Here is a 21,867-nt window from a genome sequence, read left to right on the forward strand (position 1 = left end):
CGCCGGGGTTATGACCGTTGTAGGTGGTCTGTGACTCGTCGGATGCGCTGAGACGGGCATGGGTGTGGTTTTCTGTCACAAGATGCGGATACCGATAGCTGAATCCGACACGAAGGGGAACGATGGAGGTCGACGATCTACGACTCGTCCGTGCCCTACAACTGGCGCCTCGGGCCAGCTTCGCCACGCTCGCCGACGTGGTCGGGACCCACGAGAGGACCGCCGCCCGGCGCTATCGCAGGCTGCGCCGGGCGGGGATCCTGCGGATCTTCGGCATGGTCAACCCGATGGCGGTCGGGTATCAGTTCTGGCAGGTGAGGGTCCGCTGTCGACCGGACGCGTCGGAGTCGTTGGCGATGGCGCTCGCGGCCCGCGACGACATTGCCTGGGTAGGTGTGACGGCTGCTGGTTCGGAGGTCTCGTTCTCGGTCCGGTCGCTGTCTGCGGAGCGGCGTGACCTGCTGCTCACGCGCAGCCTGCCGCGATCGGCCCATGTGCTCGGCATCGACGCCAGCGTCGTACTCCATGTCTTCCTGGGGCTCAGTCCCAGGGGCTGGTCCGAACTCGACGGGCTACTGACATCCGAGGAGGTCGCGCAGCTCGCCGACGACGATGTGCCCGGGGCGGGTGTGGCCCCCGTTCCGTTCCAGCCGTACGACTCCGCACTCTTCGACGTCCTGGCAGCCGACGGTCGCGCCACCACGGCGCGGCTGGCGGAGGCCGCCGGGATCAGCGAGGGGCGGGCCGCCCGGCGTCTCGCCAGTCTGATACGGACTCGGACTCTCGTCATCGACGTGGATCTTGTGCATGAGGTTTTCGGCTATACCGCCTGGGCCCAGATCCATTTCGCCGTCACCCCGGCACGCTTGCGGGAGGTCGGCGAGGCGCTTGCCCGGCTGCCAGAGGTGGGGTTCGTCGCCGCGATGTCGGGACGCGACAACCTGATGGCGTCGGTGGCCTGCCGCGATCTCTCCCATCTCTACGAGTTCACGACCGGACGCGCGGGCGCACTCGAGGGCATCGTCTCGATGGAGGTCGTGCCGTTCGCGCGCATCGTTAAACAGTCCGGAGGACTGGTCGTCGACGGACGGCTTATCGACCCGGCATAGACTGCGGGTGGCTCACGCTGATAGCCGGCGCGGCGCGGCGGAACGCCAACTGCACATCATCGCTGGTGACGGACCGCAAAGACTTCGGTACTCGCGACGTCACGCATTCGTCAACGCGAATCCTCCTGCCCTGGACCGCAACTAGCGAAAATAATCCTCCAATGGGGCCCGCGGACGGAACGGAATCTCAAAATCATGGCCAACTGGCCAAGTCGTGGCCAATCATTGTGTCCTGTGCCAGCGAATTGTCCTCGAGGTGGGCGTCCTGCGGTGAGGAATTTTGAGTGGCGAACCGGGTGCTGGTCAAGGTTGCGGGGGTGCTCTGGGATCGGGTGATTTCGCCATTGGATCTTGCTCGATTTCGCGGCGTTGAGGATCCCTGGAACGAGCACGATGGCGTCGGGGTATTTCGCTGCGCGTGTGTAGGCGTCGTGGTCGGTGCCGATGTCCGGCGCTGGTTGATGGTCTGGAGAGTGCTTTCTTGCCCACTCCGAGCGCCGGGCTGCTACCGGCCGATCAGGGCTGGATGTTCTCCAGGTCTTCGAGAAGGCTCGGGTGCCTGGGCTGCCAGCCGAGCGTCTGTCGGGTGTGGGCACTCGACGAGGGCTGATCGGTCGCGAAGATCGGGCCGAGAGGGCCGAACATCTGTTGCGGCACGGCTTCCACCGCAACCCCGAGCCTGCGACCGATGACCGCCGCGATGTCACGCACGGCGTCGCCCTGGTCGGCCACGGCGTGCCACGCGGTCCCGGCCGGCGCCTTCTCGAGGACCAGCCGGAAGAGTGCGGCCGCGTCGAGCGCATGCACGGCCGGCCAGCGCTGGGTGCCGTCGCTCGGGTAGCCGGACACTCCATTGCGGCGCGCGGCGTCGGTCAGCACGCCGGCGAATCCGCCCTTGCCCTCGTTGTGCACCGTGCGCGGCATGCGTACGGCCGCGCTCCGGACGCCGCGCGAGGCCAGGTCCAGGACCGACATGACAGAGCGGCTGCGACCGCCGACGGGTCCGTCGGTCGGCAGCGGGTCGGCCTCGGTGGAGACGCGGCCCGGCACCCACGGCGTGCCCGAGACCGTGATGAATGGACGGTCGCTGTCGACGAACTCCTCGCCCAGGGCCACAAGAGCGGCGCTCTCCTCGGCGACTCCCTCCGCGAGAGCGGCCGGGCTACTGAAGTCGTTGCTGAAGGCCAGGTGGATCACACCGTCGGCCCGGGCGGCACCGGCGCGGAGCGTGCGCAGATCGGCGAGGTCGCCACGAATCGGCTCGGCGCCGGCGGTCTCGAGGGCCGCCGCGGAGGAGTCGGAGCGGGCGAGCGCGAGGACGGTGTGGCCGTTGCCGAGCAGTTCGGCAACGACAGCCGAGCCGATCAGGCCGGTGCCGCCGGTGATGAAGACGTGCATGTTTCTCCCTCGAAAGTGATGGGACTAGTGTCTCATCACTGTAGCAGAGGGATGAGACAACAGTCCCATCACCTATTATGGTCTGATGGCGCGATGGGAACCTGGGGCACGCGAACGGCTCGTCGTGGCTGCTGTGGACCTGTTCACCGAGCTGGGATATGACGCCACGACGGTTGCGCAGATCGCCGAACGCGCCGGAGTCACGAAGAGCACCTTCTTTCGGTACTTCCCCGACAAGCGCGACCTGCTGGCGGCCGGACAACAGACGCTGAGCCAGCTGCTGGCCGAGGGGATCGCTGAGGCGCCCGAGAGCGCTACCCCACTCGAAGCGGTCGCGGCCGGCCTCGAGCGCGCATCGAGCGCGATGGGCCCGATGAACCGTGAACTCGGCCCACGCCTGAAGGCTGCAATCGCCGCCAACAGTGAACTCCAGGAGCGTGATGCTCTCAAGAGCGTGGGTCTGGCGGCGGCCATGACCGACGCTCTCCGCGCCCGCGGGGTGCCGGACCCGACCGCGCACCTCGCGGGCGAGCTGGGCGTCCTCGCGTTTAAACGGGGCTACGCCCAGTGGCTGCAAGCCCGCCATGACGCCGCACTGGCGCCGTACACCCTGGCGGCCCTCGAAGACCTACGGGCAGCGAGCCAGTCCCTCACCTGAGCAGATCCCCGTTGCGACACCCTCGGCCGCAGTGCCGGATGGCGTGACTTCGACGGTCGTCGCGACAGCACAGCAGGGTCGGCAGCGCAGTCGCGGCCGATGCCCGGTGACGCAATGCATCGAGTACAGACTGCCCGCGGCCCGCGGCGCCGCCTGTTGATTGGGTCATCTTCGTCGAGCCCGCCCGACAGCACCATCGGCCACCATCCCGCCCGATACGATCAAGACAACAAGCAAACCGCACTGGCAGAACCGGCCACATGAGCAAGATTCATTGACACAGAGCAAGATTCACTGACACAGGACACATTGTGAGATTTGGCCACGATTTTGAAACCCTATAGTTTCTTGTGTAGGGTCTTGAAAGTCGCGGCGGACCGCCAGCTGACTGACCTGGCCGTTTCCGGTTTGTCTCACGTCGTGGCGGGCGTTGCCAGTCTCCATTCGGTGGCATTTCCTCATGCTTCGTCCGTGGTCACGACATCGCGCCGCGAACCGCGCCACACCGCTGGCCGGCCAACCTCCGCCGGGTGATCGCTCGATAAGCGGCTATTATGGTGCGTTCGAAGCAATCTCGAGGAGCGTCCATCGGTGGATGTTGTCGCGATCATCGACTCGTGCACTCCGCAGAAGTCTCGTCTGGCCACCTCGGCATCAAGCTAGGACGGCTGACGGATCTCGGTGACGATGGTGTAGAGCTCGATGATGACGCCATCTTTGGTACGAGCGATGTCCATACCACTGACCACCGGCGGTTGGCCGGCAGGGCCGTACTGGAAGCCGAGGTGGCCGATGTCATCGAGCTCCGACACGGGGCCTACGGGTCGGAAGACCCAGTCCGGGTTTTCGGCGCGCAACTCTTCGGCGCGCCGTTCGAGGTCCTTGCGCCCCTTCGCAATTCGGTCCGGCTCGTGCCACACCACATCTTCGGTATAGGTCCGGGATTCGGCACAGAACTCAAGTTTGCGGGATGCGGGTTTTGTGTGGTTGCGGGTGTTGTGGGGTCGGCTGCGTGGGTGGTGAGGTGGTTGATGTGGTCGAGGGTTGGTGCGGTGATGTGGATGGTGAAGTGTGCGTGGTGGGTTTGGTGGTTGTAGGTGGTGGTGAAGGCGTAGGCGTCGAGGAGTTGTCGTAGGAGTGGTGTGGGGAGTTCGGTGAGGTCGAGTTGTGTTTGGGGGAGTTGGTTGATGAGGTCGAGTGCTGGTTGGGGTTGTGGTGGTTGGGTTTTGGTGAGTTCGGTGAGGTCGGCCACCTTGGTGTGGTGTTGGATTTCGAGGTCGCGGAGTTGTTGTCGGATGTCTTCGATGACGTGTCGGTCGGTGTCGTAGTCGAAGATGCCGAGGTTGCGGATGAGTCGTGTCCGGGTGTTGTCGATGCGGGTGAGGGTTCGTTGGGTGGTGTCGATTTGGGTTTGGTGTTCTTCGGCTTGTGCGGTGTCGGTGGTCTGGAGTGAGGTCAGGAGTAGTTCGCGGCGGTGGGGTCCGAGGACGTGGGTGTTGAAGAATTCGGTGATGGCGGCGAGGATTTCGGGTTCGGGGAGGTAGATCCCGGTGGGGTGTCCGGGGGGTCGTGAGGCTTTGGTGCGGGGTTGGCAGAAGTAGTAGGTGCGGGCGCCGCCGTCGGCTTTGCCGCACATGCGGTGTTTGCAGTGGACACAGGTGATGTAGGAGCGCAGCCGGGGGTAGACGTGTTTGGTTTGGCGGTGGGGGTTGGGGTCGCCGGGTGTTCGGTCGCTGCGGGAGCGTTCGCGGCCGGGTGCGATGTGTTGGGCGGCGTGGAATTGGTCGATGGTGATGATGGGGGGGTGTGCGGGTTGGGGTGACCAGATCCATTGGTTGGCGGGTTTGGTTTTGCTTTTGTGGAGTGTGGTTTTGTTGCGGGTGCGGTTGTAGACCTGGTAGCCGGTGTATTTGGGGTTGTGCAGGATGTGGGAGATGGTGCTGGTGGACCAGGGTCCGCCGTTAGGCGATGGGTAGCGGTCCATGTCTTGGTTGAGTCGGTCGCAGATGCGGGTGTAGCCGAGTCGTTCGGTGATGCGCCAGGTGTAGATCTGGCGGATGGTGGGTGCGGTGTCCTCATCGATCATGAGGATGGTTTTGTGGAGTCCTCGGGATCGTTTGGCGGGTACTGGGTGTGGGATGTGGTGGGGTTGGTAGCCGTGGGGGATTTTGCCGATGTTGTAGCCGGCTTTGATGTGTTGTTCGGTGCCGCCGCGGGATTGTTCGAGGAGGTTGCGGACGTACCAGTCGGCGATGGCGCGGTTCATGCCGCGTACGAGGGTGGTGGTGGCGGCGGGGTCGCCGGTAGTGATGTCGATGGGTTCGTTGGCGCACCAGAGTTGGATGTCGCACTGTTTGAGCCGGTGTTCGAATTCGATGGATGCTCGGGTGTCGCGGGCGGTGCGTGAGATTTGTTCGGCGATAACGACATCGAAGGCGGGCTGTGCGGCGGCCGCGGCGGTGAGGAGGTCGGTGATGCCGCCGTCACGCGGGACGGGGACGTTGAACTTTTCGTGGCTGGTGCCGTGTCCGCGTTGGTCGAGGTCGAGGCGGCCGGTTTCGATGTCCCAGTAGTAGGCGACGATCACCACTTGGATCGGCAACCCTGCGAGTTTGGCTTGGCAGGTGGTGACTTGGCGGGGGATGGAGAGGGTGGGGTCTTGGTTGTCGTCGGTGGAGGTCCTGCCGACGAAGGCGGCGCGGATGATGGGTGCGATCTGGTTTGGGTTGGTGGGGGTGAGTCGGGCGATCAGGTCTTCGATGGTCACCGTGGACTGTGGGTCACCGATCAGTTCCCGCTCACCGGCGGCGGGGTTGTCGTCCTGCGTGGGCTGGGTGTCGGGTCGGGCGGTATCGCGGTGGGGTTGGATGGGGTTTGTTGGGTCGACCATTGCAGTGCCTCCCGGATGGCTTGTGCTTGCAGGATGTTCAGGCGTCGTCCTTGCTCACCTGCGATGTGGATGATGTCGAAGGTGGCCGATAGGTGTCGATGTGTAGCAGGCTGTCGACGGCCGATCGACCATGGTGAGTTCGCTGAGGGTTCGTTGTCCATGCCGCATGAAACGCGAGACGGCAGCGGTGTCGATCGTGTGGGCGGGTTGCGCATTATCGTCATCGGGGACGGTTCCCGCGATCAACATTGTGTTGATGAGCTGTTCAAGGGCTGCCGACTTGTCGGTTTTCTGGATGCCGACCGTGGCCTTCTCGAGGTTGTCGCGCCCTCGGCGGGGCGCTACGAACATGGGAACAGAAATCAATCCCAGCCTTCGCGGGGTGGGTGTTGAAGTCCCCCTTCGCCCACAGATGTAATGAGGTAAAGTCGCAGGTCAGTGTGTGTTTTCGCGGATCTGTGGCTTTTTCGTCAACGGGTTTTGTTGACTGGGGTGTTGACGTAGACGTGGGTCGACGTGTCTTGGTGTTGACGTGGGTGTCAGTGTTCTCCCCGGGGATGGGTCCCCTTTCGGTTTGCCGTGCGTGGTTTCCCCTGTATGGCAGTGGGTTTTGGTGAGCGCCACCGATGTGGTCGGTTGTCATTTGCCACCCCCGTTGTGGGACCACCCGGTTGCCAGTCGTGGGACCACCGACGGCAGGTGAACCGCTGAGAGAACATGTTCCAGATCGGTTCTGCGAATCGATCATGGCGACAGTAGCCGAATGCCCGGTAATGCCGATGACAGGACGTGTCCGGTGGGAAGGGCGACTCCGGCCGGGTTTTGCCGTCATCGATCCGGTCAGTGTGGAATGAGTCTGGAAGGGCGGGGCCCGGGCCGCGACGTTAGGTGGGCTTCGATTACCTGCGCCACCTGGTAGGCGTGATCGGTCAGCTCGAGGAATGGTAGGTATTCGACCGTGCGCGCCAGTGCCGGGAGATCGACGGCCAAGTACATCGCCATGAGCGGGTTCACGAACAGTTCTGTGCCGCGGGTGCGGTCGGTGGCTTGGACATCGCCGAATTCCCCGCGCAACGCGCTGGTGATCTGGGAGTGGACAATGCTTGGGCGCAAAGGTGTTTCGGCCAATGAGTGGGCGACTGCGGCGAGATAGGCCGCGCCTTCCGGGCTGTCCAGCGGTATGGAGAGTGCTCCGAGGAACGCGTTCTGCCGTTGCAGCGCCGCGAGATTCTCGAGCACATGTGCGTGACAGACGCCGTGATAGGCGTCAACGCCGAAACCGACCGACACCACCAATCGGGCGATGCTGTCCAGCCCTGCCACGGCCGCGAGGCTGGTCATGTCCTCCTGCGGAGTGCCCAGGCCGGTCTCGTCGCCGCGCAACAGGATGTCTGTGCCACCATCCACCAGCACGAGGGCGTCCACGTCGAGCTGCTCAACAAGCGCGGTATAGGCCGCGCGTAAGGGCCGGACACCGGATTTGGGGAACGCGTACACGACCGGCTCGCGACCAGTGATTGCCAGCCATCGCGCCAGGCTGCGTTCGGGGAAGTAATCATCATTGCCGATGGTCTCGGGATTAACGGCGGCGACTCCCGGCACCAGCCAGTCTTCAAGCGGGGTCCGGCGCAGGTCGCTGAACGACAGGTTCGCCAGATACACCTTTTTGCCCAGCCCTTCCAGTGCCACGGCGAGCGGCAGACCACCGTACACATCGAATCCGCCGCCCGCCCCAGCGATCAGCACGCTCGAGGCGTCGCGCAGGCGAGTGAACAGCGGCGGCTCGGCCAAGTGATACGAAGTCACCTCGCCATCATGGCCACGGCGACAACATGGCGCCAGAAGTCTTTTATCCCGGCCTGCCGTTGCTCCGAACTCACACGTCGCACGCTCATGCCGCTTATCGAGTGTTTTCCGCTGGTAACAACCGGGAGACATATCGAGTCGGGTGTTTCGGCGCCGCCGATCATGCGGGTGCACGAAGAGCGCTGATAACCAGCGAACCGCCAAAACCGCAGGTCATGCCTTCAATGTCACCCTGCGTGCGCCTACTGGCTTGATCCGGAGCGTCGGCCCTTCGGCCGTCGGGTGGTTCGGATTGATTAGGGTTAGGCCCACAAAATGGCAAAACCACAGGTCAACGGCCTGTGGTTTTGTTGTGTTTCTGCAGTTATCCGAACCATTTCCGTGCTGCAGCGTGCACAGCCCGCCGGGCCAGCCGGCGACCGGGATCCCGGACGTGGTTCTCTCGACGAGACGACTGCCGACGACCTCGAAACGCCTGGGTGATGGCTCATTACACAATCGAGCACCTAAAAATCCGCAGAGAAGCCGAGTCGGTCTCCGAGCAAGGGCCGCTGCGCGGTCATCGTCATGGCGCGGTGCGTTCGGTCGGCCTCGAATCGATACAGCCACCTGCAGGTCGCCTGCCCCGCTCCGACCGGTTCGATCAGCGCGGTATGCGGCAGATGCGGATATTCGGCGGAACGCCCGGCGCGCTACTGGTGCGGCAGGTTCATCCGGGCGTGGGGGTCGTCAGCGCTGCGTGCATATTGCCCGGGCGTCGTGCCCAGAATGCGTTTGAAGTGTCGGATTAGGTGCGGTTGGTCATGAAAACCAGTGGCGGCGGCCACGTCTCGCGCGGGCATGCCGCCCAGCAACAGCGGGCGGGCAAGATCAACCCGGCGGGAGATCAGATACTGGTGCGGTGGCATCCCGAACTCGCGGCTGAACGCGCGAATGAGGTGGGTGGGATCGGCGTGCAATACGACCGCGGCCTCGGTGAGGGAAATGCCTTCGGTGGTACGGGAATCGAGCAGTTCTCGCAGGCGGTGGGCCAACCCAGGATCGGCGCGCCGAGACGGCGGATCGGTGCCGCGCAGCAGGTCGCGGAGCCGGTCGTGGATGAGAGCGAGGCGGCTGGCGGCCTCTAGTTCCTCGCCGAGGTGGGTGAGTGCCGCGTGCAGCTGGCGGATGCGGCGGTGCAGCAGTGGGTCGGTGAAGGTGGGAGTGTCGACGGCGCAACCGATCATCGCCTCGGGGAGATGGGCATGGTCGAGGTACAGAACACGCTTGCGGAACCCGTGCGCGGTCGCGGCCTGGCCGTTGTGCGGAACATGCGGCGGAAGCAGCGAGACCACGGAGCCGAGGACCCCGTGTTCGTGACGGTCGAGGTCGTAGCGGACCGCCCCATCGTCGACGATCAGCAGCGTCCAGGAATTGTGGGCGTGCATCGGGTAGACGTGCCCGATGAAACGGGCATGAAAGACTTCGACGATACCTGGCACCCCCGGCTGCCAGGCCCTGACCTGCTCGACTGCGCCGCCGGCAACCATGCCAGGATCGTACAAGCCTCGGCGGGCCGGATGGCGGGAGAGTCATCGGCATGGAGAACGTGCGATTCGACACCAAGCTCGCGGTACTGCTGCGCGCGGACCTACAGACCTGGCAGCGGCTGAATGTGACGGCATTTCTGGTCAGTGGTCTGGGCACGGCACAGCCGGAGGTGATCGGGGAACCGTACGAGGACGCGGACGCAACGATCTACCTTCCGATGTTCCGGCAGCCGGTGCTCGTCTTCGAGGGCACCAAGGAGGTGCTGCGCGGCGCGCACGGCAGGGCACTGGCGCAGGGGCTGCGGACGGCGGTGTTCACCTCCGATCTGTTCACCACCGGAAACGACCGGGACAACCGGGCCGCGGTGCGGGCGGTCGGCACCGACGGCCTGGACCTCGTCGGCATCGCCGTGTACGGACCGCGCAACGTCGTGGACAAGATACTCAAAGGTTCACGAATGCATCCGTGAACCGAACGCCGTAGCCCGACCGGGCAGCGGCCGAAGCGCCCGCTCGAGACCGTCGGCGACGGGCTACCGCACATCGGCAGATGCGGACGTTCCCGAGATCGACTGCTGGCCAATGGCTGTGCGCGGCCGAACGCGCGGATCGCGGCATGTCAGGACGTTTGTTCCTGGCTCGACGTTTGCGGCTGGCGCTTGGCCGTCACGCCCGCGCTGGATCCCGGTCGGGAGTCGGTTCAGCGCAGCTCCTGTATGGGGATCAGGTGGCCCCGCGGATCGCAGAAGGTGCAGTCGCGAACCCGCATCCAGCTGCATTGGCTACCTGTAGCGTGGTCGGTCGATCGTAACCGTAACTTGGAGAGGGTAATTCACGTAGAAGCCCGACACCGAAGGCTGTTTGCGTGCTCTGATGGAGTGACCCCACACCAGCACTGAGAAGGGACACCTACCATGCCTGATGAGGATCGTTTGGTCGACTGGTACGACTGTTCGGGCAAGGAGGACGGCAATTACCCGCATCCGGACGGCGACACCACCAAGTTCATGTCGTGCGTCGCCCACTCATACGCCTACGAGCGCAATTGCCCGCCAGGCACGCATTTCGATCCTGAACAGGGGCAATGCGTATAAGGCCCCCTGTATGGCTCGAACATCCCCGGGGCGGTAGGTCGACACACGTGTTGGACAGCGACGCGGGCAGGGGCTGTGTCCAGGAGTTGACTGCCCGGCCCTCTTGGACGCGCTCGATTGGTCCGCACCTGCAACGACCGACGTCCGATCTGGGAACTCTGAGAACGGTGACATCACAACGTCCGGAGAGCAGCATTACCGCGCATTACATCCTCGTGGTTGACGGCGGTGATCGGAGGCGCTGCGTTCGGAGGTGTGGGATGGGCTGGTTTGGTGGGGTTAGCGTCCTTTGCGGATGAGGGTGGTGAGTTGTTGGCCTTCGCTGAGGGTGAGTGGGCCGGTGCGGTTGGGTTCGGCGACACCGAGGGCGGTGGCGAGGTCGCGGCCGTGCAGGTCGAGGGCGGTTTTGGACAGAATGGTCAGGTCAGCAACGGCGGCACGGGCTTGAACCCATCCGGTTGTCCCGATACCGACGCCTATCAGTGCCGCCGGCCACCACAGGGTGCCTAGGAGAAGGTAAGGCCAAGCCCAGGTGCCGGTGGCCGTCGCGGCGGCGAAAGCAGCGTTCGCCGTGGTGATCTCGGTGCGGGTGGTGTCGGGCGACACGAGCCACAGGCGTGGCCAGGCGAAGGTCAGGTCGAGCCCGTAGCGGTTGGCGGCGATGGCTTCGAGAGCGTGAATACGGTCACCCATCCAGGTGGGTCGACCGGGTTCGGCCAAGGCCAGCCGGTTGACCCGCTCGGCCGCACTATCGATTTCGCGCTGCTGGTCGGGGGTGCGGGACGCTTGCGGATAAGTTTGTTGCAGCGTACGCCGCTGGTTCACGCGCGCGTGCCAGCGTCGGCGACGGCTTTCGACCCGCCAGCGCAGAAGCGGTGCCAGCGGGCGGGGCCACGGGCCCAGCCACACCATCCGGGTCGCCCCGGCCAACCCCTGCACCATCAGCCCGACGCCTGCGGTGGCCAGCAGCACCGCGATCACCGTCACGGCTTGGCTACCGGCGGCCTGCCGTGCTATCCATGCGGTGACAGCGGCGGCGATCGTGCGCAGCTGGGTGTAGTCGAGGGCATGCTGGTGGCCCAACCGGACACCGATTCCGGCGGTGGCGAGGAAGAGGGCGCCGGGGATGACCAGCAGGGTGATCCATCGTTCGGCAAGTTTCTTGGCCAGTTCCTGGAAAAAAGTGCCCACCGATGTCTACTGTCGCCGCATCGGGGTGTTGGTGAGCACGCAGCGCGGCGCCGACCCGGCGGGCAGGGTCGTGGCCACGTGATCACAGGCGCGGTCGGGGCAGCCGAACGATTCCTCGTCCGCCCGGCCGGGACCGAACCCGGGCAGGCCACCGGAGGTCATCAGACGGCGGTTCCTGGCGAATCGGAACCGACGCGGAGATCGCCTGGATCGCTGACAATACTCCGGCTGGGCTGACCATCACCTCCGCGATTCCGCCGGTCTTCGACAGGTACGCGACACCAGCCAGCGGCGGTCGATCGGAAAGATCAGAACCGACGAACAGGCTCCGATGCCGTGGACGGCATGGCCGCCAAATCGCGTACCGCGCAGACGATTGCGTCTCCGCTGTATCGCCATGACGCTGTCCACCGAGACGACCATGCCGCCCCGAGCCGCAGCCGCTCGCGCACCGAATCCAGCGGCTCAGCAGCGACCATCAGATCATCCAGGCTGCACCGATCCGAACGCACGACACCGTAACCGCTTGTCTGACAACAGGGTTCCAGAACGTGCAATCCTACCCAGCGGACGCACAACCTGATTGAAAAGGCGCGGAGTCCGCGCTAGCGCCGACCAACCCGCGCGGCTATTGGCGCGCAGTGACCAGCTCATCATCATCAACCAGCCGGAGCCGACGAGCCAGGTCGGAGACGAACACCCGCTCCGGATCAGCATCATCACGGATCCGTCGCCACTCCTCTAACCGCGGATACATTGCTCGAACCATTTCCGGCGTGGTGCGCGACTCTTTGGCGAAGTAGAGGCGACCACCGGCGGTCAGCACCCGCTGATCAAGTTCGGCGCAGAACTCGTTCAGTCCCGGCTTGAGGGGGAAGTCCAGGCTCAGCATGAACCCCGGATGCGGCCACGACAGCGGGGCGCGGCTGCTCGGGCCCATGCGCTTGAACACGTTCAAGAACGATCGGTGTGAAGATCCGCCGCACGGTGTGGCGCTGCTTCTTCGGCGCGGTCAGGTCCGCGCGCAGCCATTCGTCGATGACCGGCTTGAACTCGGCCCGCCGCCCGCGAGCACGGTCACGACTGCCGCGCGGGTCGCCTCGGCGCGGCGCTCAGCCTCTTGGCGTGCCTCGTTGCGGCGGGCGCGGTAGGCCGATTCCTTGTCTGCCCATACGGTTTTCGGTTCCGGGCCGGTGCCGGGTGCGTCGGCGTCGGCCAGCGCGAGGTTGATCGCGTCGCGTTCGATCGGGGCCAGGCCGGAGCCCTTCGCCTTGGTGGCGGCCTCGATCTCCTCGCGCAGCTTCGCGGCCTTGGCCTGATCGGTCTCGATCTGGGAGCGGGCCGCGCGCACGTAGTCGGTGATCTTCTGCCCCAGCGCGTCCTTGTCGACCGCGCCCGGCCACAACGGCTGAACTCCTGGGCGGGCGCGGCTTTGATCGCCTTCCCGCGGGCGCGGGCGTTGTCGCGGTCGGCTTCGGGCAGGTCGGCGACCAGACGGGTGAGCTGCGAGACGATCTGGCTGGTGTCGGCGCCACGCGCCAGGCGGGCCTGGTAGTCGCGCAGCGCGAGGTCCATCTTCGCGCGGGTGTCGGCGTCGGCACCCCAGTTGGCTTGCCTGATCGCCGCACGCGGGTCGGTGGTCAGGTAGTCCAGGGCGAACAGCACCTTGTCCTGGGCGGGCTCGTCGGCCTCGGCGAGCAGGAACCGCACCCGGGCCCGCGCCGCTTCCTGGGTGGCTTCCACACCTGGCGATGGTGGTGTCGAGCTGCGCTGCATCCCCAGGGATTTCGCCGCCGCGTGCGTGTATTCCTCGATCGCGGCGTAGACGGCTTTGCGCTGGTCGTCGCTGAGGCTGCCGATTTCGGCGGTGGCGTTGATCGCGTACTTCTGCGCCAGCCGGGCTCGATCCAGGCTTGCGCCGTCGGAGTAGGCGTTGTGCACCACCCGCTCGATCGCGTCGGGGTCGGCGCGGCGGGAGAGTTCGTCGACGTCGATGTTCCAGCGGTCGCGCAGCCCTGCGGCCAGGTTCTGGCGCACCTGTTCGGCTTTCGCGTCATGAACGCTCCACGAGTTCGCTTCGGCCCGTGGGGTCCAAGTCCGTCAGAACTGGCGGCAAGCCTTACCGCACATAGTTTCCGGAGTCGTCGCACCCGGGGAAGGGGCGTTTCCCCAGGTCGGCATAAGAGTTACCGCACATAGTCGGTACCTATGCGCGGTAACCGCTTAGCGCCGGTTTTCGCAGAAATGGGCTGGCCACCGGGAAACCTGCTGGTCAGGACGTTGCTGATCACGCTAGCGCCGAATCCGGCGGACTTGGACCCCACGGGCCGATCACGCCAAAATCGGGGAAGGATGCACTTACGCTTGCGAGGTGTCTCGGGGCCTCGGTAGTCGACAAATCCGTGTGCTGAGAGACCTCTACAGCCAGACGCGGTTGGCCGACATCCTCGGCCCTCACGCAGGATGGCGATTGTTCGCGGACCCGGACGGCGGCGAGATATGGATCCTCGCTGCATCGCTGGATGTGCGCGACGAGGACAGCGTGCCATTCGGCCCGCCACATCGACCCGGCCGCGCCAGCACCCGACGAAGTGTCCGTGCGCTCCAGCAACGCGACCTAGTCGAATGCCAGATGCTGGACGTCGAGATCCCGCAGCGTTATATCAGCGACGCAACGGCCGCTGGGAAGAACCCGCGCCGATCACCTGCCCGAACGTTATCTCCTCGAGGCCGGCCGGACACTGGTCGGCTGGCTCGCCTGCCGACAGGTCAACGGCCGCGGGCATCGTCTCCACGCCTGCCGGACCTGTGACGCCACCGTCTATACCCCCCTAATCCTTTCAGCGATCAGCTCGACTGGAGTGCGCCCCACCCACTCCCACAGTCGCATCCCGCTCGCGTATCCGCACCCATTGCAGGGCTGTGAAAGGCTCTTCACTGAGCGGGAATGATCTCGGCGAGCAGGTCGATCAGCTGCTTGCCGTCGGCGCGCCATTTCTCCGCCGCCAGATGTCCGCCCAGTTCGAGGTCGGTGATGCCGTGTGCGGCGGACAGCAGCAGGCCCGCGACGGGATGGGCGCGTTCGCGTCCGACCTTGCGTCCGACGATGGCGAGAAAGTACTCCTGCGCAGTCGATGCCGCCTGGATAGCGGACGTGGAATTGCCCGCCGGTTGTGCGAACATCAGGCGATACAGGTGAGGGCGTGCTCGTCCGATATCCATCAATGTGTGCAGGGCGTCTCGGAGGGCGGCATCCGGGCTCCGCGATGCGTCGTCTGAAATCGCGTTCAACCGGGCCGCGAGCGCGTTCCACGCCTCCGCCGCCACGGCCATGAGCAGATCATCCTTGTCGCAGAAGTGGCGGTAGGCGGCTGTGCGCGAGACGCCGGCACGGCTTCCGACATTCCGAAGGGTCACCGCGCCTACTCCGCCGCTGTCCAGCAGGCTCGACGCGGCGTCGAGGAGGGCTTGCCGGGTCATCGCTGCGGTCTCTGCACGAATTGGCACACCCTCACCATACAGTTGACAGCGTCCACTGAGAAATGTTTCAGTGGACGCTGTCAACTTAGGGCGTTCGGGAAACATCAGCCGCACGAAATCCGACGACAAGTGCGCCCGCATACGAACGGAACCAGAAAATGCACACTCTGATCATGACGGGCGCAACGGGCGGGATCGGGCGAGCCGCAGCCGCGAATATCGTGCGCGACGACAAGGAAACGCACTTGGTCCTGCTCGCCCGCGGAGGGAAGTCCGGCCAGGAAACCCTCGCCGAGCTGCACACCATCTCCGACAACGTCACACTCGTGCCCACCGACCTGGCCAGCGTCGACAGCATCCGGTCGGCGGCCACGACGGTGAATCAGATGCTCGACCGGGGCATCGTCCCCGAGCTCCACGGGTTCGCCGGCAATGCCGGTATCCAATTCGTCGATGCCCTGCATGCCACTCCGGACGGGTACGAGACCACCTTCGCCTTGAACGTGCTGGCAAACCACTTGCTACTCCGGGCTTTCGAGCACCAGTTCCGTATCCCGGCACGGATCGTGATCACTGTCAGCGACACCCACTTCGGCGACTTCAAACACACCGGCGGAATCGTTCCGGCACCGCGCTGGTCCGCCCCGGAGACCCTCGCGCAGCCGGGCACCTTCCCGAAACCCACCACCGTCGCCGCAGGCCGAACCGCCTACTCGACCAGCAAACTCGCCGCCATCTATCTGGTCCACGAGTGGGCCAGGCGCTTGCCGCCCGGTATCGACATCATCTCGTACAACCCCAGCCTCGTCCCGGGCACAGGGCTGGCCCGCGCGGCCGGCCCGGTCGATCGCTTCCTCAACCGGTGGGTCCTTCCCGCGCTGGCCGTCACACCGATCGTCGACACCGTCCCCACGGCCGGACGCAAACTCGCTGACGCCATCCTCGGCGGAACCGCCGCGCCCTCCGGTTCGTACATCGACCGCAAACGGGCAGTGCCCTCGTCTGACGAGTCATACGACACCGAACGCGAACTCGCACTCTGGGACTTCGCCGAACGAGTACGGACCGGCGGCGCCACCGCCTGAGCGCCACGACAGGCTCAGGGGTGATTGATCACGGAACGGGCGACGTAGAGCCGACCGGGCACTCCCGCCTCACGCTCCCACCGAATGTCGTTTGCCACCGTCATGGCAAAAACGGCTCCGAAGTGGTCCCTTCTTCCGGTTCTGGCGTAGATAGCGTGATCGCGCTGGTCGGCGCGTCGCCGCAGGATCCGGCCTGGTATGGGTGAAGGTGGCAGGCGCGCATTGATCTTGTTCGAATGTTGTTGCCGCACTTGAGCGATCTGCTGATCCGGGAGGTCCGAGCTGAGGCCGATGCCGTGGTCATCGACGCTGCTGTCGCTACCTCGATAGCCCGGTGTACCGGATGCGGAGTCGCTTCCAGTCGCGTGCATTCCCGTTATCGCCGTCGGCTTGCCGACGCTGCTGTCGCCGGGCGGCGGATGGTCCTGCGGCTGATCGTGCGACGGTTCTTCTGCGTGAATGCCGACTGCCGGGCAAAGACTTTCGCTGAACAGGTCGACGGGCTCACGGTGAAACGGTCACGTCGCACCGATCAGCTGAACGCGATGCTCACCAGGATCGCGGTGGCGCTGGCGGGACGCGCCGGGGCTCGGCTGGCAGCCCAGCTGGGGTTGTCGGGCAGCCGGGATACGCTGCTGCGGCTGGTCCGCGCACTGCCGGACCCGCCGGTCGATGCGATCACCGTGCTCGGGGTCGACGATTTCGCCGTCAAACGCTCCCGCAGGTACGCCACGATCCTGCTGGACATGGCCACACACCGGCCCGTGGACGTCCTCGACGGGCGTGAGGCCGATCCGTTGGCGGCATGGCTGTCGCAGCACCCGGAGATCGAGATCATCACCCGTGACCGGGCCGGCGCCTATGCCAACCCTCAGGAATTGCATCAAACGGGCGAGGACGTCCCAATTCCCTGATGGATTTCAAGGTTTGATGCTAGCGCGCCGTCATCGAGTTATGCGCCTTTGACCTGCCGATTTGTTGTGTGTCTCCCGTTTGATGCATGATCATCCCGCTATCCGGGCGAGTCTTGGAGGTGGGTTGCGGCAGGTCGATCTGGCGGGTGCGGCGCACCTGGAGCTGGTGTCGGGTGTGGTGCAGTTGCGCCCGGAGGACGCGATGGTCGAGGCGATGATGCGGGGCTGGCGCGCGCAGCAGACAGCTCGCGGATTGCGGCTGGAGACGATCGCCGAGCGGGAGCGGCTGGTGCGTCAGTTCGTGGAGTTCACCAACGACTACCCGTGGCGGTGGATGCCATCGCATGTGGATGAGTGGTCGCTGTCCTTGACCGGTGAACGGCATCTGGCTCCGTCCACTATCCGTGCCTATCAAGGGACTTTGCGCCTGTTCAACGAGTATCTCTGCGATGGCCGGTACGGCTGGGCGTTGGCGTGTGAGGCCGAGTTCGGGCCCGGCGAGCACCCGGTGATGATCGTGCACGAGTGGAATTCGATCGCTCATCTGCAGTCCTACGAGGGTGACCCGGAGGCGCGGCCGTTCACCCGTGAGGAGTTGCAGCGGTTCCTGGATTATGCGGATGACCAGGTCGACCGCGCTGTGCGTGCGAAGCGCAAGGGGGCCTTAGCGGCGTATCGAGACGCGACCTTGTTCAAAGTGATGTATGGCTGGGGACTGCGCAGGACCGAGACCTCGCGGCTGGATGTCGTGGACTGGGGACGCAATCCGGAGGCGCCGCAGTTCGGTCGGTACGGGACGCTGCATGTCCGCTACGGCAAGGCCAAACCGGTCAGCCGCCTCGCCGCCGGAACGTGCTGTCGGTGTTCGGCTGGGCAGTGGAGGCGGTAGCCGACTACGTGGAGAACGTCCGGCCGAAGTTCGGCTGCCCCGAGCATCCGGCGTTATGGGTGACCGAGCGCGGCGGCCGCGTCCGACCCCCGGAGATCAACGCACGGTTCGTGTCCTACCGCGATGCTCTGGGACTACCAAAAACCCTTGTGCCCCATAGCCTTCGACATTCTTGGGTGACGCACAACACAGAGGATGGTGTGGACCGGAGATTCATCCAGGTCCAGGTTGGCCACGAGTGCGACAGTTCGACAGCGATCTACACGCACGTGTCCGACGACTTCATGAACACCGCGCTGCGCAAGGCGCTCGCACCGGCATTGGAGCCGGCCGCACCGAACGGGAAGGACCACTGATGCCCCGGAAGCTGGACTACCGCTGGCACCTGCGTCGGATCATGGCCGACCGTGGCATGTTCCAGACCACGGACTTGATCGGCCCGCTGGCCGAGCGAGAGATCATCCTGTCGTCCAGCCAGGTCTACCGGCTGGTCACCGAGCGGCCCGAGCGACTGAGTCTGAAGATCCTCATGGCGTTGATGGACATCCTCGACTGTTCGATGGACGACCTGATCGAACCCGTCACCACACAGAGCGCGGCGAGTCGACCGAAGAAGGTGGCGGGCGGTGCCGCGGCAGACGGTTTGGGGGATCTGCGCCCGAAGCGCGCCAGGATCACCCGGTGACCAAGAGGATCGACCGGTCACGACTTGCCGAGCAGGTCGGCCCGCTGCTGATGCTGCTCGCCGGGATGGAGCCCACACTGGTTCCGGACACGATCGTCGCAGCTCTCCGCGAGGCCGCGGCACATCCCGCGGGCCAGCGCCGGATCGCTGAAGAAGTGGCAGAGCGACCCGAACTGCTCACCGGCGGAGGAGCTTCGGCAGCGTCGCCGGGTGTCCTCCGATTCATCCACGCTCTGGTCCACGCCGGCGCCACCACGGTGATTGAGCCGACCTGCCCTCACTGCGGCAGACAGCGCAAGCTCGGCTGTCCGTTCAACGGCTTACGGCTATGCGCCGGCTGCACCAGAAAGGCGGCGGCTATGCCCTGCGGCCGCTGCGGCAAGGTCAAACCCCCGGCCCGCCGCAACGACAACGGCCACGTCATCTGCCAGAACTGCTGGTGGCGCGACCCGAGGAGTTGGCAGCAGTGCGTGAACTGCGGCGACCTCCGTCGCGTCGCCGCGCTCACCGATGCCGGGCCGGTCTGCACACGCTGCCGCCCGCGCTCCGATATCGTCTGCGGCATCTGCGGGCGCACCGGGCGAGGCAGCGTCTCGCGCGCGACCGGTCAGCCGATATGCGTCCGCTGCCGCGAACCCTGGGTCGTGTGTTCGGGCTGCGGCACCAGCGCCCCACTGCAAGGTGGCACGCGGCAGGAACCGTTATGCGCCCGATGCGTCAACCCTGATCCGGCGTTCTGGAACCGCTGCGGCACCTGCAGGATCACCTGGCAACTCACCACGACCGAGTGCGCACGCTGCAGCTTGGACCGCAAGCTCCGACAGATCCTCACCGCTGATGGCGATGCCGTTGCGCAGCAACTGGACCAACTCCGCGAAACTCTCGTTCAAGTCGACCGCCCGGACCACGCACTGGACTGGTTGAACAAGACCGGCGTCCGCGACACCCTCCGAGCCGTCGCCGCTCACCACACCATCTCCCACGAGACCCTCGACGCGATGCCGCCGAGCGGCACCGTCGAACACCTGCGATCAATGTTCGTGGCGGCCGGGGCACTGACGCCCCGCGACCAGCGTCTGACCGCCCTCGAACGCTGGATCGACCAGGCCATCATCGAACGCAAATCCGTTGAGCATCAACGTGTTTTGCGTGGATATGCCGTCTGGCACCACCTGCGTCGGCTGCGCGGGCGCCTCGACGGCCAGCCTGCCAGCACCCTGCAGGTGAGAAACGTCCGTCACCATGTCACCGACACCGCGGCCTTCCTGGACTGGCTCGACTCCCGGGAACTGTCCCTGACCACATGCACTCAAGGCGACCTCGACCAATGGCTCGGGTCCGAACCTCACCGGGCAGACCGAACCGCGAGCTTCGTGCGATGGGCCGTGACCCACCGCCACGCATCCCGCCTGGTCGCTCCGGCGACGCGCTGGACCGGCCCCACCGAGGCACTCGACCAGGATCGCCGGTGGGCCGACGCACGACAGCTCTTGCAGGACGACACCTACCCGGTCGCTGACCGAGTGGCAGGGCTGCTGATTCTCCTCTACGCCCAAAAACTCAGCGCCATCACCGCATTGACGACCCAGCACGTCCGTCACGAGGAAGATCACACGCTCTTGTTCCTCGGCGCACGTCCCATCGTGCTACCGCCACCGATAGACAGCCTGGTCGGCAAGCTGGTGGCCACGCGCAGGCCGCCGGGCAGCGTATTGGTCAAGGTTCCCTCTGACTGGCTGTTCCCGGGCCGATGGCCGAGACAACCCCTCAGCGAGGAGTCGCTCGCCCGCCGCCTACGAACTCTCGGAATACGTCCCGCTCAGGGCCGGAAGACCGCACTGTTCGCGCTCGCCGCCGAAATCCCGGCCGCGATCCTGGCCAAGATGCTCGGGATCCACATCAAGTCCGCGATCCAATGGCAGAAGCTGTCCGCCGGAGACTGGGCCACCTATGCCGCCGAAGTCAGTCAACGAAATGCAGAGCCCGATACCGCATTCCAACAGTTCGAATAGCTGATCTCACCATAGGAGGCAGCGCGCCGCGGCGCACCCCAGGCCACCCAATGCGCAGACCGCTGGCACCTATGGCACAACCTCGGACAAGCCGTGGACAAGACCGTCATCGCCCACCGCAGCTGCCTCGGCGAACCATGTTCTGCAGCAACAGAACCCGCACGCCGCCCGGCGGTCGCGACGACCGGCGCCAGTCCCGCCGCACCGGCGCCGGTCGCAGCGCCCGTGGCCGACGACAAGCACACGCAGCTGCGGGCACGAACCCGCGAACGCTTCGATGCCGTCCACCGGCTGCGGAAGCAGGGCATGGGCTTGAGAACGATCGCCAAGGAACTCGGTCTCGATCGGAAAACAGTGCGGCGCTTCGTCACTGCCACCTCACCGGATGAGGTGATCGCCGCTGCCACCTCACGGGTGGCGGTGCTGGATGAGTTCGTGCCGCACTTGCTCGAGCGGTGGAACGCCGGGATCACCGACGTCACCGCGCTCACAGCCGAACTGCACCAGCTCGGCTACCGCGGCAGCCAACGCACCGTCTACCGCTACCTGCAAACCCACCGCTGCGGGCGCATACCGGTCCGGCCCGTCGCGATCCCGCCTACGGTGCCGAAGATCCGCACCGTGACAGCGTGGATCATGCGCGACCCCGACACCCTCGCCACCGGCGACAGTGAACAACTGAACCAGATCCTGGCCCGCTGCACGGAACTCGCGGCCACCCGCCGCCATGTCGGCGCGTTCGCGGTCATCATGCGCGACCGGCGCGGTGACCGGCTGCCTGAATGGATGGACCAGGTACGCGCCGACGACCTTCCCGCGCTACATTCGTTCGTGACCGGCCTCGAGCACGACCTCGCCGCCGTCACCGCCGGGCTCACCCTGCCCTGGAGCAATGGTCCAACTGAAGGCACCGTTAACAAGATCAAGGCCCTCAAACGGCAGTGCTTTGGAAGATCGAACCTGGACCTGCTCCGGAAGCGAATACTGCACAGCCACAACGATTTTAGCGCGACAGCGGAAAAAGTCACTTCCAGGGATGATTACGCTATCGAAACCCGATTCCGGATCACCTGGAACCCCTTGACGGGTGCTGGCGACGTTGCGAGCGAACACGAGGATTGACGATG

General features: G+C 65.3%; 21 protein-coding genes. 11 read left to right on the plus strand and 10 right to left on the minus strand.

The window, feature by feature from the left end:
* Positions 1-122: 122 nt before the first annotated feature.
* Entirely contained in the window at positions 123-1,109 is a 987-nt protein-coding gene (locus ACV7NQ_RS29765) for an AsnC family transcriptional regulator (RefSeq protein WP_463362619.1), read from the plus strand.
* A gap of 516 nt (positions 1,110-1,625) precedes the next feature.
* On the opposite strand, the gene ACV7NQ_RS29770 is transcribed toward ACV7NQ_RS29765, so the two are convergent.
* Complete coding sequence (locus tag ACV7NQ_RS29770; RefSeq protein ID WP_463362620.1) at positions 1,626-2,507, minus strand: SDR family oxidoreductase; 882 nt, start codon at positions 2,505-2,507, stop codon at positions 1,626-1,628.
* An 85-nt stretch (positions 2,508-2,592) separates the two neighbouring features.
* Here ACV7NQ_RS29770 and ACV7NQ_RS29775 point away from each other — a divergent pair, with 85 nt between their 5' ends.
* Positions 2,593-3,165, plus strand: a complete 573-nt coding sequence (locus tag ACV7NQ_RS29775; protein WP_463362621.1) for a TetR/AcrR family transcriptional regulator — start codon at positions 2,593-2,595, stop codon at positions 3,163-3,165.
* A 659-nt stretch (positions 3,166-3,824) separates the two neighbouring features.
* Here ACV7NQ_RS29775 and ACV7NQ_RS29780 read toward each other — a convergent pair.
* From ACV7NQ_RS29780 to ACV7NQ_RS29795, 4 genes are all read right to left on the minus strand, one after another.
* Complete coding sequence (locus ACV7NQ_RS29780) at positions 3,825-3,977, minus strand: hypothetical protein (protein WP_463362622.1); 153 nt, start codon at positions 3,975-3,977, stop codon at positions 3,825-3,827.
* Between the two features lie 5 nt (positions 3,978-3,982).
* Complete coding sequence (locus tag ACV7NQ_RS29785; RefSeq protein WP_463362623.1) at positions 3,983-6,055, minus strand: recombinase family protein; 2,073 nt, start codon at positions 6,053-6,055, stop codon at positions 3,983-3,985.
* An 840-nt stretch (positions 6,056-6,895) separates the two neighbouring features.
* Positions 6,896-7,861 carry a DUF1152 domain-containing protein gene (locus ACV7NQ_RS29790; RefSeq protein WP_463362624.1) on the minus strand — a complete coding sequence of 322 codons (966 nt, stop codon included), beginning with the start codon at positions 7,859-7,861 and terminating at the stop codon, positions 6,896-6,898.
* 692 nt (positions 7,862-8,553) lie between these two features.
* Positions 8,554-9,390 (minus strand): AraC family transcriptional regulator, encoded by an 837-nt coding sequence (locus ACV7NQ_RS29795; RefSeq protein ID WP_463362625.1) that lies wholly within the window; start codon positions 9,388-9,390, stop codon positions 8,554-8,556.
* Positions 9,391-9,440: 50 nt separating this feature from the next.
* On the opposite strand from ACV7NQ_RS29795, the gene ACV7NQ_RS29800 reads away from it, so the two are divergent.
* Both ACV7NQ_RS29800 and ACV7NQ_RS29805 read left to right on the plus strand, forming a co-directional pair.
* The gene (locus ACV7NQ_RS29800; RefSeq protein WP_463362626.1) at positions 9,441-9,860 is read left to right on the plus strand and encodes a DUF2000 family protein; all 420 of its coding nucleotides are present in this window, start codon (positions 9,441-9,443) and stop codon (positions 9,858-9,860) included.
* A 444-nt stretch (positions 9,861-10,304) separates the two neighbouring features.
* Positions 10,305-10,484, plus strand: coding sequence for a chitin binding peritrophin-A domain-containing protein (locus tag ACV7NQ_RS29805; protein ID WP_463362627.1), 180 nt, complete (start codon positions 10,305-10,307; stop codon positions 10,482-10,484).
* Between the two features lie 279 nt (positions 10,485-10,763).
* On the opposite strand, the gene ACV7NQ_RS29810 is transcribed toward ACV7NQ_RS29805, so the two are convergent.
* From ACV7NQ_RS29810 to ACV7NQ_RS29830, 5 genes are all read right to left on the minus strand, one after another.
* On the minus strand, positions 10,764-11,675 hold the full coding sequence (locus ACV7NQ_RS29810; RefSeq protein ID WP_463362628.1) for a hypothetical protein: 912 nt from the start codon (positions 11,673-11,675) through the stop codon (positions 10,764-10,766).
* A 6-nt stretch (positions 11,676-11,681) separates the two neighbouring features.
* The gene (locus tag ACV7NQ_RS29815; RefSeq protein ID WP_463362629.1) at positions 11,682-11,837 is read right to left on the minus strand and encodes a hypothetical protein; all 156 of its coding nucleotides are present in this window, start codon (positions 11,835-11,837) and stop codon (positions 11,682-11,684) included.
* 466 nt (positions 11,838-12,303) lie between these two features.
* Complete coding sequence (locus tag ACV7NQ_RS29820; RefSeq protein WP_463365874.1) at positions 12,304-12,627, minus strand: D-arabinono-1,4-lactone oxidase; 324 nt, start codon at positions 12,625-12,627, stop codon at positions 12,304-12,306.
* A 125-nt stretch (positions 12,628-12,752) separates the two neighbouring features.
* Complete coding sequence (locus ACV7NQ_RS29825) at positions 12,753-13,712, minus strand: hypothetical protein (protein WP_463362630.1); 960 nt, start codon at positions 13,710-13,712, stop codon at positions 12,753-12,755.
* A gap of 897 nt (positions 13,713-14,609) precedes the next feature.
* On the minus strand, positions 14,610-15,182 hold the full coding sequence (locus tag ACV7NQ_RS29830) for a TetR/AcrR family transcriptional regulator (RefSeq protein ID WP_463362631.1): 573 nt from the start codon (positions 15,180-15,182) through the stop codon (positions 14,610-14,612).
* Positions 15,183-15,313: 131 nt separating this feature from the next.
* Between ACV7NQ_RS29830 and ACV7NQ_RS29835 the strand changes: the two genes are divergently transcribed.
* The 7 genes from ACV7NQ_RS29835 (at position 15,314) to ACV7NQ_RS29865 (ending at position 21,862) form a co-directional block, all read left to right on the plus strand.
* A complete protein-coding gene (locus tag ACV7NQ_RS29835) occupies positions 15,314-16,240 on the plus strand; it encodes an SDR family NAD(P)-dependent oxidoreductase (RefSeq protein ID WP_463362632.1) in 927 nt (308 codons plus the stop codon).
* A 236-nt stretch (positions 16,241-16,476) separates the two neighbouring features.
* On the plus strand, positions 16,477-17,154 hold the full coding sequence (locus ACV7NQ_RS29840) for an ISL3 family transposase (RefSeq protein WP_463362633.1): 678 nt from the start codon (positions 16,477-16,479) through the stop codon (positions 17,152-17,154).
* Between the two features lie 124 nt (positions 17,155-17,278).
* Positions 17,279-18,043, plus strand: a complete 765-nt coding sequence (locus ACV7NQ_RS29845; RefSeq protein WP_463362634.1) for a hypothetical protein — start codon at positions 17,279-17,281, stop codon at positions 18,041-18,043.
* Positions 18,016-18,399, plus strand: a complete 384-nt coding sequence (locus ACV7NQ_RS29850; RefSeq protein WP_463362635.1) for a tyrosine-type recombinase/integrase — start codon at positions 18,016-18,018, stop codon at positions 18,397-18,399. Before ACV7NQ_RS29845 ends, ACV7NQ_RS29850 begins: the two co-directional genes overlap by 28 nt.
* Positions 18,399-18,728, plus strand: a complete 330-nt coding sequence (locus tag ACV7NQ_RS29855) for a helix-turn-helix domain-containing protein (protein WP_463362636.1) — start codon at positions 18,399-18,401, stop codon at positions 18,726-18,728. Before ACV7NQ_RS29850 ends, ACV7NQ_RS29855 begins: the two co-directional genes overlap by 1 nt.
* Positions 18,725-20,740: a hypothetical protein gene (locus ACV7NQ_RS29860; RefSeq protein ID WP_463362637.1), complete on the plus strand. Its 2,016-nt coding sequence runs from the start codon at positions 18,725-18,727 to the stop codon at positions 20,738-20,740. The genes ACV7NQ_RS29855 and ACV7NQ_RS29860 overlap by 4 nt, the downstream gene beginning before the upstream one ends.
* 225 nt (positions 20,741-20,965) lie before the next feature.
* A complete protein-coding gene (locus tag ACV7NQ_RS29865; RefSeq protein ID WP_463362638.1) occupies positions 20,966-21,862 on the plus strand; it encodes an ISL3 family transposase in 897 nt (298 codons plus the stop codon).
* Positions 21,863-21,867 lie beyond the last annotated feature (5 nt).

It is taken from the genome of Nocardia sp. Tas62D01 (assembly GCF_055232035.1).